The sequence below is a fragment of the Actinomycetota bacterium genome, from assembly GCA_035640355.1.
Lineage (GTDB): Bacteria > Actinomycetota > UBA4738 > UBA4738 > HRBIN12 > CALGFI01.
Genome location: DASQWI010000009.1, coordinates 1 through 13,347, shown reverse-complemented (window position 1 = coordinate 13,347; position 13,347 = coordinate 1). Strand labels below are relative to the sequence as shown.

The window sequence follows — 13,347 nt, the reverse complement described above, 5'->3', positions numbered from 1 at the left end:
GGGTCGGCCTTCCCCCGTGTGGTCCTCGAGCTGCGCCGCGTCTCGCGGCAGTTCGGGGCCGTTCGGGCGCTGACCGACGTGAGCTTCGACTGTCGCGCCGGCGAGGTCCACGCGGTCGTCGGCGAGAACGGGTCGGGGAAGTCGACCCTCCTCGGCATCGCGAGCGGGTTCATCGACCCCGATGTGGGGACGGTCGAGATCGGCGGTCGGCCGCTTCGCCGCGACTCCCCGGCTTTGGCCCAGAAGCTCGGTCTGGCCATGGCATACCAGGACACGTCGCTGATCCTTCCGGAACCGGTGAAGAACAACCTGTTCCTGGCCGCCCCCGACGACCAGCGGCCGCCGTTTTGGCGGAGGAAGAAGTGGGCCAGGAGGCTTCTGGCCGAGTTCGACCTCGACCTCGAGCTGTTCCCGGACGCTCCGGCCGGCTTTCTCAGCCTTGCCGACCGCCAGCTCTTCGAGGTCGCGAAGGCGCTGGTGACCAACCCGAAGGTACTCTTGCTCGACGAGCCAACCACCGCGCTCGGGCCGCACGAGGTGGAAGCGTTGCACCGGACCGTCACCGCCTGCAGCCGTCGCGGCGTCGGGGTGGTGTACGTGAGTCATCGACTGCCCGAGGTGCTCGAGATCGCCGACCGGATCACCGTCCTTCGGGACGGTCGGAACCAGGGCACGTTCGACGCGAAGACCACGTCGGAGCCGGCACTGGTCGAGTTGATCGTTGGTCGTCCATTCGAGGCGGCTTTCCCCCCACCGGCCCTCAACGTGGACGAGCGTCGCGGGGTGCTCGAAGTCGACGGTCTTCAGGGTCAGTCGTTCGGGCCGGTCAGCTTCACGTTGGACCGAGGTGAGATCGTCGGGGTCGCCGGTGCGGAAGGCAACGGGCAGCTTCAGCTCTTCGACTGTTTGGCGGGCCGCCAACCGCCGAAGGCAGGACGCATCGTCTGCGATGGCAAGGAATTGTCGCTGATCTCGACCCATGAGGCTGTCGGCGCAGGGATGATGCTGCTGCCGGGCGATCGCCGGCGCGAAGCGCTGATGTCGGTGCTCGGCGTCAAGGTGAACGCGACGATCCAAGCTTTGCGCCGATTCTCGGTGTTCGGTCTGTTGAGGAGACGCAGGGAGCGGCGCGTCGTCACCGATCTCGTCCGCCAGTTGGAGATCCGCACGCCGTCCCTCGAGCAACCGGTCGAGTTCCTCTCCGGGGGCAACCAGCAGAAGGTCTCGGTTTCCCGCACGTTCCTCAAGGAGCCGGCAGTGATCCTCGCGTACGAACCCACGCAGGGCGTCGACGTCGGTTCCCGCTTCGACATCTACAAGGCCCTTCGCACTCGCACCAATGCCGGAACGGCGATGCTCGTCAAGTCGAGCGACCCTCTCGAGCTCTCCGGGCTGTGCGACCGAGTGCTCGTCATGTCCCGGGGTCAGATCGTCGAGGAGATCCCCGGCGATGAGCTCGACGAGCTGCGCATCGTCGAGGCGGTGGTCAGAGGGCCTGGTCTCTCCAAAGCGGGACGTTCGCCCCTCGGCATCGCGATGCCGAAGGCATCCAGGTCGAACGGCCGGAGATGAGCAACCGCATCGACACGGCGCGACGCGCCGTCCGGAAGCTCATCCGCGATGCCCGCGACAAGAACAAGTGGCGGAAGATCGTCAGGTTCCGCCTGTGGATGCCCGTCGGGCTGCAGATCCTGCTGGTCGCCGGGTTGCTCCTGTATACGAACTCGCGGTTCCCGGGCTTCGTCAACGCCTACAACGTCAACCAGATCCTCATCCTGGCGCTGCCGTTGATCGTGGCTGCGATGGCCCAGACCCATGCCCTGCTCGTCGGGTATCTCGATCTCTCGGTCGGGGGGATGATCGGCCTCGGCGTCGTCATCGCTTCGTTCCTGATCGGCGCCGACGCCTCCGCCGCGCAGATCGTGATGGGTATCGGCGTCATCCTTCTGTGTGGGGTCGCGCTCGGCCTCGTCAACGCTCTGCTCATCAAGGGACTGAAGATACCCTCGATCATCGCCACCCTGGCGACATTGAGCATCCTGGACGGGATCTCGCTGACGTTGCGACCGACGGCGCAGGGGATCATCAGCCCCGAACTGGCGTCGACGCTCAAGGCGAGCCTCGGTCCGCTCCCCGTGGCCTTCATGGTCATCCTGGTTGGAGCAGGTCTGGCGGATCTGTGGCTCCATGGATCGGGCTCAGGACTTGCATTGAGAGCGGTGGGCTTCGACGAGCGGGCGGCCAAGCGCGGCGGAGTCAGAACCAACTGGGTCAGGGTTCGTGCCCTCGTCTTGTCGGCTCTTCTGGCGGCAGTGGCGGCGTTCTTCGTCATGGCCCGATCCCCGATCGGCAACGCCACGATCGGCTCGACGTTCGCGTTGAACAGCATCACCGCCGCCGTCCTCGGAGGCGCTTCGCTCGCGGGCGGCCGGGCCACGTTCCTCGGCGGGACGGTTGCTGCGATCCTCCTCGCGCTCATCGTCACCGTCCTGCCATATCTCGGTCTGTCACCTGACGATGGACCGATGATCATCGGCGTCCTTGTCCTGCTCGGCATCGTGCTGTTCCAGCTCGGCGACATCAAGGAGCTCGTGAAGCGGAACTACAAGCGAGCGCGTCGCCTGGTGATCGGCAGCCGGCCGTCGAAGGCCGCCGAGATCCCGCGGCTGTACACGTCGATGGACTTTCGCGTCTCGCCGACGCACAGGACGCTGATCCGCGGCGGAAACGTGTTGAGCATGGACGCGAAGGTCGGTGACGTCGCCGCAGGCGACGTCCTCATCGACGGCGACAGGATCCTCGCCGTCGGACGCGATCTGTCGAACGGGGAAGTCGACGTGATCGACGCGTCCGGCATGATCGTCATGCCGGGGTTCGTCGACACCCACCGTCACATCTGGGAGGGCCTGCTGCGGAACATCGGAACCGACGTTCCGCTCGAGGGTCGTTCGAGCTACATCTCGTACGTTCTGCACAAGCTCGCGCCGGCGTATCGCCCCCAGGACGCCTATGTCGGCGACCTCATCTCGGCGCTCGGTGCGATCGACGCGGGGATCACGACGCTCCTCGACTGGTCGCACATCCAGGGCTCTCCGGCTCACACGGATGCGGTGATCCAAGCGCTCAAGGACTCGGGGCTCCGAGCGGTGTTCGCGTACGGGTTCCCGTGGTGGGGCAAGTGGGAGGAGCGTCAGCCGAGCTGGTTCGTTCGGGCGGCGAACGAGCACTTCTCCACGAACGACCAGATGCTGACGCTTGCGCTCGCGGCACCCGGACCGGAGTTCACCGACTTCGAGGTTTCACGCGATCACTGGAAGCTCGCGCGCGAGGCCGGTGCGCGGATCACGACGCACGTCGGCGTCGGATCGTACGGCCAAGACGGCAAGGTCCAGGAGATGGGGGAGGCCGGCCTCCTTGGACCCGACACGACGTACATCCACTGCACGACGCTGAACGACACCGAGATCCAGATGATCGTCGACTCCGGCGGGACCGTCTCGCTCGCGTCGCCCGTCGAGATGATGATGGGTCACGGGATGCCGCCGATCCAAAAGTTCCTCGATCGCGGCTTGCGGCCGAGCCTCAGCGTCGACGTCGAGACCAACGTGCCGGCAGACATGTTCAATCAGATGCGTTCGGTGCTCGCGCTTCAGCGCGCGATGGCGGCCACGCACGGGAAGTCGCCGATCACACCTGCCGAGGTGCTCGCCTGCGCGACGATCGACGGCGCGAAGGCGAACGGCCTCGACGCGAAGACGGGGTCGCTTACGCCCGGGAAGCAGGCGGACGTCATCCTCTTACGGACCGATCGGATGAACGTCACGCCGCTGAACGATCCCGCGACCGCAGTCGTGGCCGGGATGGACACCGGTAACGTCGACACGGTGATGATCGCCGGTCGCGTGATGAAGCGCCACGGCAAGCTTCTCCACGTCGACTGGGCCGCCGTGAAGCGCGCGGCCGCGGACTCCCGGGATCACGTCATCGCGAAATCAGGGTTCAGGCTGCCGTCGATCTGACGCCCGCTCGCCATTCGGGCGCTCAAGCGGCGAGGCGATCAGGCAGCCGTGGATCGCGAGCGAGGGACGAGCGCGTCCGCGACGAGTCGCAGCCGTTCAGGTCGGAGCCGGTAGAAAGCCCACCGCCCTCGTTGCTCGCGGTCGACGAGTCCGGCATCGGTGAGGACGCGAAGGTGATGGCTGACCGTCGGCTGCGACACGCCCACCGCGGGGGTGAGGTCACACACGCACGCTTCCGACGTGCTCGCGAGAAGACTCACGATCTGGAGACGTACGGGATCGGCAAGGACGCCGAGCGCCTCCGCCATGCGGCCCGCCTCATCGGCGGAGAGCGGGGCCGGCCCCAGAGGGGTGCAACACGCGTCGAGCTGGGCGATCTTCTTCCGCATGGCCGACATATTGACGACGGTCGATGTATATGTCAACGTATCGATGCGAATCGATATGTGCGTTGAAGCTTTCTCGAAGGGTGGTGAAGCGATGCGGCTGGATCCCTGCTGTCCGGACTGCCCGGAGTGCCCGCCGGACTGCTGCTGAACGGCGACGGAGCACCAGGAGACGAGTCTCTCGACTTCTGGAGGCAGCTAGGCTTTGCGCACTGCCTTCTTCACGAGCGCGGCGATCTTCTTCTCTTCGGCGGGGGTCAACTCCTCCAGCGCGAAGGCGGTCGGCCACATCTTGCCTTCGTCGAGGTTCGCCGCGTCCTGGAAGCCGAACGTCGAGTACCTCGATTTGTATTGATCCCCACTTTGGAAGAAGCAGACGACCTTGCCGTCCTGGTTGACATACGCGGGCATCCCGTACCAGGTTTTCGGCGACAGGTCCGGCGCGGTGGCCTTGATGATGGCATGGAGCCGCTTGGCCATGGTGCGATCCGGTCCCGGCATCGTGGCGATCTTCTCGAGCACGGCCTTTTCCCCGGCCGCCCTGTCCTTCTTCCAGCGCTCCTCTGCCTTCAGCTCTCGGGCTCGCTCCTTCATCGCCGCTCGTTCCTCGGCCGAGAACCCCGTGTACGCCGTGCCGGTCGTGCGCTTGGCCGACGTCTTTTTGCTCTTCGTGGCGGCCTTCCGCTCAGCCATCGCGGAGCATCTCCTCGTGTCGAATGTTCGTTCCTATGTGTCCTGAAGCAGCCCGAGGACGTTCCCGTCGGGGGTCGGTGACGGTGGCCACCAAGCGACCACCCCCGACATCGCGGGCTGTGTCTTTCAGGGAGGCGCCCGCGGCGGTCACCTCGGCCAGCTTCGCCTCGATATCCGACACGTGCCAGTAGGCCACCGGTGAAGTCATGCCCTGCTGCCCTCCACCCGGCACCAGTCCGATGTGCTGGCCCTCGGCTTCGAAACCGACGTAGTAGGAGCTCTCAGTCTGCGGTGGCACGCCGAGCAGGGCCGCGTACGTCGCCGAGGCCTTCGCCACGTCGGAGACGGGATGCAGAACGGTCTTGACCACTTCAGTGGTAGAGCCGGTCATGTTCCCTCCTCCAGTCTCGGTGGTGTGTCCTTGGCCCTCATGCTAGGTGCGGCTCCGCGACCGGCGCTTCTCGATTCCTGATCGCTTGCCCCCCGTCTCCGAGGTACGAGACCCGACCCCAGGTGAGGTCCAACACCACGGCATCACTCGTCGGCCTTAGCGGAGCTCCTGGATACGGATCAGGTTGCCCGCTGGATCGCGGACGGCGCAGTCGCGAACGCCGTAGGGTTGGTCGATAGGTTCCTGGACGATGTCGACTTCGCGTGCCTGCAGGCGTTCGAACGTGCGGTCCAAGTCCTTCGTGGCAAGGTTGATTCCCGCGTACGTGCCCTTGGCCATCATCTCGGCGATGGTGCGGCGCTCGTCGTCGGTGATGCCGGGGTTGGCGGCCGGCGGGTGCAGCACGATCGACGTGTCGGGCTGGTCGGCCGGGCCGACGGTGATCCAGTGCATCCCCGCGTACTCGACGTCGTTGCGGACCTCGAAGCCGAGCGTGTCGCGGTAGAAGGCCAAGGCTGCGTCCGGATCGTCCTGCGGGAGGTAGCTCGAGTGAATGGTGATGTCCATGGCGTTCAGGCTAGCTGCGGCTCGGTGACCGACGCTTCTCGATTCCTGATCGGTCTGGTCACCTGTTTCGCCACGCACGGCGGGATCCCCGCCATCGGGCGCGGCTGTTGGCGCCGATAGACGCTGGGCGGCACCCCCACCAGCTCGGTGAAGCGGGTGCTGAACGTGCCCAGCGAGGAGCAGCCGACCTCGAAGCAGACCTCGGTCACGCTGAGCTCGCCGCGACGCAGCAGCGCCATAGCGCGCTCGATGCGGCGCGTCATCAGGTAGCTGTACGGCGACTCGCCGTAGGCGAGCCGGAACTGGCGGCTGAGGTGCCCGCCCGACATGTGTACCCCGCGGGCGAGCGCCTCGACGTCCAACGGCTGCGCGTAGTCCCGGTCGATCCGGTCGCGCACGCGACGGAGTTGCGCGAGGTCGCGCAGGTGCTGAGTTTCGGCGGATCTGTTCGTCACCGCCGAATGGTGTCACGGCACGCCGGCCGTTGCTTCCTCTAGCCGATCGCGAGACCGCCACATCCTGCGATACCGGCCTTCGCCGCCAGGCCACGTTCGTCTCGGACGTTCCCGCGAAGGCTTCGCAAGGCGTTGTCGACCTTGGAGTTGTCAGCGCCGATCACGCTCTCCAAGCGCGTGATCGACGCGTTTGTCTTCTCGAATGCGGAAAGGAACTTGCTCACCGCGGCGGCCTCTTGTTGGGATCGGTCGACGGCGCGAATCGCGCCGAGCGCCTGGAGCCGGATATCTCGAGCGTGCTGGACTGCGCCGCGCGTCGGGACGCGGCTCAAATCCACCCCGCCGTCCGATCGCTGCCTTGCCACGCACGCTTCATTGGCGAGCGTGACGAAGTCGCTCTCGACGGATCGATCAGTTCCTGCCGCGTACGCGATCACCACCCCTACGAGTACGGCCACGACTGCCGCCGCGGCGCCGAGCCCCTTCCTGTTCGAGCGCGACGGTCGCGAACCGCTGTCGAGAAATCGGTTGGGCAAGGGTTGAGTCGCGTCGGCGTCCTCCGCGACGGGATCGTCGGACGGTTGCGCCTCGGCTGATTGGATCTGATCCGACCGTACGGGTCTCGCCACGATCGTGTCGTCTGCCCGTTGGGGTGCCGACACGATCGTATCGTCCGCTCGCCGATCCGGCTCGATCTCCAGCGTGGTCCGTCCCACCCTGACCAGGTCCCCTGGCCCGACCGGAATGGGGCTTCGGATCCTTTCCCCGTTGACGAAGGTGCCGTTGGTCGAATCGAGATCCTCTACAACGATGGATTCGCCCTCCCGCCTCAGCACCGCGTGGCGGCGTGACACCTCGGGATCCTCCAACACGAGGTCGCCATCCTGGCGGCCGATGGCCACAGCGCCTCCCAGCTCCAACCTCCGGCCGGCCTCCGATCCGGTCTTGACCACAACCGTTGGCAAGGCGACCCGCCTATTTCGCTTTCGCGTCCAGATGGCGCAACGACGTATCGGGCCGGGGAATCAGAGCGGCAACCGCCCACACGAGCGGCCACAGGCGTTCCCGGGCGGCGGGCGAATGCTCAACAAGCAGCGCAGCTCGGTCGACGATCTCGTAGTAGAGCTGATACACGATGGCCTCGGCCGCCCTCGTTGCCAGCTGCTCATCCTTGAGGACTTCTTCAAGCGTCGCCGTCCGCGAATCGCTTCGCGGTGCCGGATCGATCTCGAGTGCGGCGGGCGTGGAGACCGCCCCATTGGAGGACTGGTGCTCCTCCCCGGATCCACCGTTCTCGGCCGCTCGCCGAACGGACTCCTGAAACTCGCCATACCTCGCTCGTTCGTCTTCGTTCAGAAGGTGAAGTATCGAGCCAGTAATGCCCGGCATCACCGTCCAATCGGCGTGTGCACCAAGTTCCGCGAGTCCCTGAAGCACGATGGTGGCAAGCTCGGCCCTTCCGATAGGCGCGGACCGTGAGAAGCGATCGAGGCCGTGCACACGTCGAGACGCCGCGTTCACCACTTCATCAGCCTGCTCGACTTCCAACATCTTCAGCCTCCCTCTCTCGAGCCCCCTCTCGCGTGTCGATATTGAATCGGGTAAGGCCAGCCCCACCTTTACCCGGCGGTCAGACGAACACGGACGAGGGTCGGGCCAGGCTGGATACGTGTGAGCGCGCCGTCAACCCGTTCACCGACCGGGTCGAGAACTACGTGAATGGAACCTTCTGTGAATCGTCCGATCGACGGAGACTCCATCGAAACGCAGCGGCTCATCGGAGCGCGCTACCGCCTCGGGGACGTGATCGGACGGAGTCTGATGTCCGAGGTCCGCCGCGGCGAGGACTTGCGCCTCAGCCGTACCGTAGCGATCAAGCTGCTTCGTGACGACGGGGATCCCCGCTCGGCCGCGCGGTTCGAGCGGGAGGCGCAGATCCTGGCCAGCCTCCATCATCCAAACATCGTCGTCGTGTTCGATACGGGGATCGACGGCGAAGACCGGTTCATCGTGATGGAGTTCATCGAGGGACCTACGCTCCGCGAACTGCTCGACAACGACGGTCCGCTTTCGCTCGAACGAGCGTCGGAGATCACGAGCAAACTCGCCTCGGCGCTCGGGTTGGCTAACGATCGTGGCATCGTTCATCGAGACGTCAAACCGTCGAATGTCATGCTCCCTCACGACGGTGGCGTGAAACTCGTGGATTTGGGGATTGCGCGACTCCTTTCTCAGGAGGCGCTCACCCTCACGCTAACGGTGCTCGGTACAGCCCGCTATTTGTCTCCAGAGAACGCGCGCGGTGATCGTCTCGACGGTCGATCCGACGTGTACTCGTTGGGATGTGTGCTCTTCGAGATGCTTACCGGCCGAACGCCGTTCGAGGGCAGTCCCGTGGCGCTTTCGTTTGCCCATGTCAACACGCCCCCACCTCGTGTTAGCTCGATCAACCCCGGCATCCCGGCCGCGATGGACGAACTTGTCGCCTCGATGCTCGAGAAGGATCCCGCGCGCCGCCCCCAGACCGGAGACGCGGTTCAAGGCCTCCTCCTGTCCGCCATGAGGCACGAGGCCGTGGAGCCGACCGCGGTGTTGGTGCCGGCGCAGCACACACCCGCCCTCATCGCTGGCCGGCCCGCGGGCGGACGTCGGAGATCCCGATCGAAGGCCTGGCCGACGGCTGTCATGGCGGCGTGCGGCCTCGCCGTGCTCTTCCTCATAGCCCTGCTGGCAGGGGGCGCACCGGAGGGCCGAACGAACGCGTCTCGGCCGTCCCCACACGTCAGCAGCTCGCCGGCGATGGAACAGCCTTCTCCCGTGGAGACCAACTCGCCGAACGTCAGCAGCTCGCCGGCGGTGCAGGAGCCTTCGCCCGTGGAGACCACCTCGCCGGTGCCGGAAGTACCGTCGGAACCGTCGCCCGAGGAAGCCGCGGCGGTGGTGCTCGCAACGGTGGGTGAGGGCGTCGAGACGGGCGAGGTCACCGGCCATATCGACCACGAGATCGATCACGCGATCGACGAGATCCTCCGCGAAACCGACAAGGGTGAGGAAGTCGACAGGTCCCTCGAGGAGATCGACAAGCTGCTCGAGAAGGTGTCCGAGGCCCTCGAGAAGGGGGAGATCACCTCCGCGGACCGGGCATCAGCGATCGGTGACGCGCTCCTGAGGTTGGCAGACGCTCTTCGCGAGACCGAACAGTCGACCGACTGATCTGGTCACGCCGTCATCATGCGTCCCGTTTGGTGCGGTACGTGATGTGGGTGACGCCGGGCGCCTCGATCGCGCGGACCTGCTCCAGTTCGATCGCTGATCCGTCGATGTCGGCGAACAGCCGCTCGCCCGCGCCGAGGAGGACGGGTGCCAACGAGATCTCGATCTGATCGAGCAGGCCGGCCCGCAGGTACTGCCGGATCACGCTGGCTCCGCCGGTGAGCCACACGTCCTTCCCACCCGCAGCGTCCGTGGCCAACTTCAGGCCGGCCTCGATGCCCTCGGTGACGAAGTGGAAGGTCGTCCCGCCCTGCATCTCCAGTGGCTCGCGGGGGTGGTGGGTGAGCACGAAGACGGGCACGTGGTATGGAGGGTTCTCACCCCACCAGCCGCGCCAGTCCCCTCGCCACGGACCGGGGCCGCCGCCGAACATGTTCCTTCCCATGACGATGGCGCCGACGTTGTCCCACCAGGCCCGAACCACGTCGGTGCTCGCGGTGACCTCGCCGCCGGTCCCTTCCTCACCCTGCATCTCACGGAAGACGGCCAGCGACACCAACCACTCGTGAAGGCGCTCGCCGCCGACGCCCAGGGGATCTTTCTCGCTCTGGTTGGGGCCGGCCCCGAACCCGTCGAGCGATATCGCCATGGTCGCTTTGAGCTTGCTCATCTCGCTGCCTCCTTTCCCGAACACCACGACTCGTCTGGACTCCGAGACTCATCGGTGCGGCATCGTCACCATGTTGATCAGCCGGTTGGGAACGAAGATCACCTTCGTCGGTTCGCGGCCCATGAGGTGGCGTCGAACGTGCTCTCGGCCCATCGCTCGCTCGAGCGTCTGTTCCTCGTCGAGGCCGGCGGGGACCTGGATCCTGTCGCGGGTCTTGCCGTCGACCTGGATCACCAACGTCACGTTCTGTTCGAGGAGCGAGCTCTGGTCGAATGAAGGCCAGCGCTGTTGGTGGACCGAATACGCCCCGCCGATTCTCGACCAGAGCTCCTCGGCCAGGTGGGGGGCGAGTGGCGCAAGCATCAGTACGAGTGTGCTCGACACTCTGGTCCACTCCTCGTCGGACATCTTGTCGCGCTCTCGCCGAGCAAATCGTTCCACTTCCGTGAGCGAGGCGATCGCGGTGTTGAACTTCATCTGCTCGAGGTCGGAGCCGATCGTCGCGATAGCTCGGTCAAGCGGGCGGAGATCAACGCCGCCGGGCCCCGGTTTGTGGAATTGGGTCACCAGGCGCCAAGCGCGACGAAGGAATCGCTCGATCCCGGCGATGCCGGAATCCGAGAAGTCGCCGCCCTCGCCCCATGGTCCGATGAACAGCAGATACATCCGGGTGACGTCGGCGCCATGCTCGGAGATGGAGCGATCGGGGTTCACGACGTTCCCCCGACTCTTGCTCATCTTAACGCCGTCCCTAGTGAGCACGCCGTGGAGTCGAAGGCGCGCGAACGGCTCTGCGAACGGCAGGAGTCCCAGGTCGTGGAGGGCTCGGGTGAGGAACCGGGCGTACAGGTGATGTCGCGTGACGTGCTCGGGTCCGCCGGCGTACGAGTCCACGGGAAGCATTCGCTCGGTTCGCTCAGGGCTCCAAGGCTCGTCGTGGAGTTCGCTCGACGGGTATCGCAGGAAGTACCACGCGGAGTCCAAGAACGTGTCGGAGACGTCCGTCTCCCGACGCGCGGATCCACCGCACGACGGGCAGGAAGTGTGGACGAAGGATTCGTCGGTCGCGAGCGGTGACACGTTGGTGCCCGTCGGCCGGAAGTTGACCACGTCGGGCAGGAGCACAGGGAGGTCCTCCTCGGGAACCGGAAGCGTGCCGCAGTCGGCGCAGTACACGATGGGGATCGGAGGGCCCCAGTAGCGTTGCCGGGAGATCAGCCAGTCCCTGAGCCGGTATCGAACGGTGCGCCGGCCGGACCCGCGCGCTTCCAGCCATTCCGCGATGGAATCCCGAGCTCGCTCCGAAGGAAGTCCCGAGAAATCACCCGAGTGCATCAGCACGCCCTCACCGGTCCACGGCCCGTCCGCGGAGCCCTCCGCGCTCCCGGGCGGCCGGATCACACGCACCAGAGGAAGGGCGTTCGTCTGTGCGAATCGGAAGTCCCGCTCGTCGTGCGCCGGAACACCCATCACCGCGCCCGTGCCGTAGGTCGCGACGACGTAGTCAGCGACGTAGATCGGCACTCGCTCTCGTGTGACGGGATGGATGGCGTACGACCCGGTGAACACCCCTCGCGGTGAACTCAACACTGCCGCGCTGTGACTCGGGGCCGCGACGCGGTTCCGCGAGGCCTCATCAATGTACGGGCGAACAGCGTCGGACGCACCCGTACCTGTCGTCAGCGCGTCAACGTCCGGGTGCTCCGGGGGGACGGCGAGGAACGTCACGCCGAACAACGTGTCCGGTCTGGTCGTGAAGGTGCGAAGGGTGAGCCCGTGGTCCGGGACCTCGAAGTCGATCTCGACACCTTCCGACTTCCCGATCCACTCGCGCTGCGCCCTCTTCGCCGAGTCTGGCCAGTCGAGGTCGTCGAGGCCTCGGAGGAGCTCATCCGCGTAGGCGGTCATCCTCAGGAACCACTGGTGCAACGCCCGTTGTGTGACGCGGGTACCGCAGCGTTCGCAGCGGTCGCCCTCAAGCTGCTCGTTCGCCAGCACCGTCAGACACGAGGGACACCACACGACCGGGGCCTCCTGACGTACCGCAAGCCCCGCCCGGTACAGCTTGACGAAGATCCACTGCGTCCATCGGTAGTAGGTGGGATCGCTCGTGGCGATCGATCGACTCCAGTCCCACGCGGCACCGAGCGCTGTGAGCTGGCGCCGGTAGTTGTTGATCGTGCGCTGGGTCAGGGTGCGGGGGTGCTCGCCGACCCTCAGCGCGTAGTTCTCCGTGTGGATCCCGAAGGAGTCGAACCCGATCGGCTGAAAGACCTCTCTGCCCCGCATCCTCAGATAGCGGCCGTAGGTGTCGGCGCCCGCGTAGGTGTACGCATGCCCGACATGGAGCCCCTCGGCCGAGGGATAGGGGAACTCGACGAGGTTGTAGAACTTGCGATCCGGCGCAACGTGATCGACGTCGATCTGCGCCAAGTGATCCGCGGTCCAACGCGCCTGCCATCGCGCCTCGATCGCGGAGGGGTCGTACCCCCGATCCTCTGGCGGTGCCGACATAGAAGGAATTCCTCTCGTCCCTGGATGACCAGTTCGTTGCGCGGTGCGGGGTGCGAGCTGCCTTCAGCGAGATTGGAACTGGCGGCTGGGCGCGAAGACAGCCGAGGTGCCGCGAGCGCGGAGCCCGCGCTCGCGGCTAGGTAAGGACGAGGGTCGCTCGACCCGCCGCTCTGGTCACGCCGTGATTATGCGCCATCATCCCCGTGTTTCTCCTCGCAAGCTCCGTTCGTCGCGATCGGGCCGATCTCGTCGCCGCTGCTCAGGGGGCCTCCTCAAGCACCAACCGGCGCCGGTCGATGCGTTCTCCATGGGCATCCCGGCCCCGGCCCGGCACGGGCCTCGCGGGGTGTCGTCGCGTGCGCAAACGCGACGCCGCCACCTCTTCCGATTCCCGATCGGATGGAAGTTCCTCGTCCTGCTTGCCATCGTGGTCCCGTCG

General features: G+C 66.0%; 11 protein-coding genes and 1 pseudogene. 3 read left to right on the top strand and 9 right to left on the bottom strand.

The window, feature by feature from the left end; genetic code table 11:
• The first annotated feature begins 18 nt into the window (after nt 1-18).
• Entirely contained in the window at nt 19-1,572 is a 1,554-nt protein-coding gene (locus VFA08_04540) for a sugar ABC transporter ATP-binding protein (GenBank protein HYZ12857.1), read from the top strand.
• Complete coding sequence (locus tag VFA08_04535; GenBank protein ID HYZ12856.1) at nt 1,569-4,019, top strand: amidohydrolase family protein; 2,451 nt, start codon at nt 1,569-1,571, stop codon at nt 4,017-4,019. Before VFA08_04540 ends, VFA08_04535 begins: the two co-directional genes overlap by 4 nt.
• 38 nt (nt 4,020-4,057) lie before the next feature.
• Here VFA08_04535 and VFA08_04530 read toward each other — a convergent pair whose 3' ends face one another.
• The 7 genes and pseudogenes from VFA08_04530 to VFA08_04500 all read right to left on the bottom strand — a co-directional run bounded on the left by VFA08_04530 (nt 4,058) and on the right by VFA08_04500 (nt 8,062).
• Complete coding sequence (locus tag VFA08_04530; protein HYZ12855.1) at nt 4,058-4,327, bottom strand: metalloregulator ArsR/SmtB family transcription factor; 270 nt, start codon at nt 4,325-4,327, stop codon at nt 4,058-4,060.
• Nucleotides 4,328-4,603: 276 nt separating this feature from the next.
• A complete protein-coding gene (locus tag VFA08_04525) occupies nt 4,604-5,098 on the bottom strand; it encodes a DUF1801 domain-containing protein (GenBank protein HYZ12854.1) in 495 nt (164 codons plus the stop codon).
• 33 nt (nt 5,099-5,131) lie between these two features.
• Nucleotides 5,132-5,489 (bottom strand): annotated as a pseudogene (locus tag VFA08_04520) (VOC family protein).
• Nucleotides 5,490-5,645: 156 nt separating this feature from the next.
• Complete coding sequence (locus tag VFA08_04515) at nt 5,646-6,056, bottom strand: VOC family protein (protein HYZ12853.1); 411 nt, start codon at nt 6,054-6,056, stop codon at nt 5,646-5,648.
• Between the two features lie 5 nt (nt 6,057-6,061).
• Nucleotides 6,062-6,511 (bottom strand): helix-turn-helix transcriptional regulator, encoded by a 450-nt coding sequence (locus VFA08_04510; protein HYZ12852.1) that lies wholly within the window; start codon nt 6,509-6,511, stop codon nt 6,062-6,064.
• A 38-nt stretch (nt 6,512-6,549) separates the two neighbouring features.
• A complete protein-coding gene (locus VFA08_04505) occupies nt 6,550-7,476 on the bottom strand; it encodes an FHA domain-containing protein (GenBank protein HYZ12851.1) in 927 nt (308 codons plus the stop codon).
• Nucleotides 7,477-7,486: 10 nt separating this feature from the next.
• Complete coding sequence (locus tag VFA08_04500) at nt 7,487-8,062, bottom strand: hypothetical protein (GenBank protein HYZ12850.1); 576 nt, start codon at nt 8,060-8,062, stop codon at nt 7,487-7,489.
• A gap of 180 nt (nt 8,063-8,242) precedes the next feature.
• Here VFA08_04500 and VFA08_04495 point away from each other — a divergent pair, with 180 nt between their 5' ends.
• The gene (locus tag VFA08_04495) at nt 8,243-9,724 is read left to right on the top strand and encodes a protein kinase (GenBank protein HYZ12849.1); all 1,482 of its coding nucleotides are present in this window, start codon (nt 8,243-8,245) and stop codon (nt 9,722-9,724) included.
• A 16-nt stretch (nt 9,725-9,740) separates the two neighbouring features.
• Here the strand turns inward: VFA08_04495 and VFA08_04490 are convergent, their stop codons facing one another.
• Both VFA08_04490 and leuS read right to left on the bottom strand, forming a co-directional pair.
• Complete coding sequence (locus VFA08_04490; protein HYZ12848.1) at nt 9,741-10,394, bottom strand: dihydrofolate reductase family protein; 654 nt, start codon at nt 10,392-10,394, stop codon at nt 9,741-9,743.
• A 48-nt stretch (nt 10,395-10,442) separates the two neighbouring features.
• Entirely contained in the window at nt 10,443-12,908 is a 2,466-nt protein-coding gene (gene leuS / locus VFA08_04485; protein ID HYZ12847.1) for a leucine--tRNA ligase, read from the bottom strand.
• Between the last annotated feature and the right edge of the window lie 439 nt (nt 12,909-13,347).

Excerpts from the sequence above, each read along its gene's own strand:
- VFA08_04535 (HYZ12856.1), top strand. The coding sequence starts at position 1,569 with ATGAGCAACCGCATCGACACGGCGCGACGCGCCGTCCGGAAGCTCATC.
- VFA08_04530 (HYZ12855.1), bottom strand. The coding sequence starts at position 4,327 with ATGGCGGAGGCGCTCGGCGTCCTTGCCGATCCCGTACGTCTCCAGATC.
- VFA08_04525 (HYZ12854.1), bottom strand. The coding sequence starts at position 5,098 with ATGGCTGAGCGGAAGGCCGCCACGAAGAGCAAAAAGACGTCGGCCAAG.
- VFA08_04515 (HYZ12853.1), bottom strand. The coding sequence starts at position 6,056 with ATGGACATCACCATTCACTCGAGCTACCTCCCGCAGGACGATCCGGAC.
- VFA08_04500 (HYZ12850.1), bottom strand. The coding sequence starts at position 8,062 with ATGTTGGAAGTCGAGCAGGCTGATGAAGTGGTGAACGCGGCGTCTCGA.
- VFA08_04490 (HYZ12848.1), bottom strand. The coding sequence starts at position 10,394 with ATGAGCAAGCTCAAAGCGACCATGGCGATATCGCTCGACGGGTTCGGG.
- leuS (HYZ12847.1), bottom strand. The coding sequence starts at position 12,908 with ATGTCGGCACCGCCAGAGGATCGGGGGTACGACCCCTCCGCGATCGAG.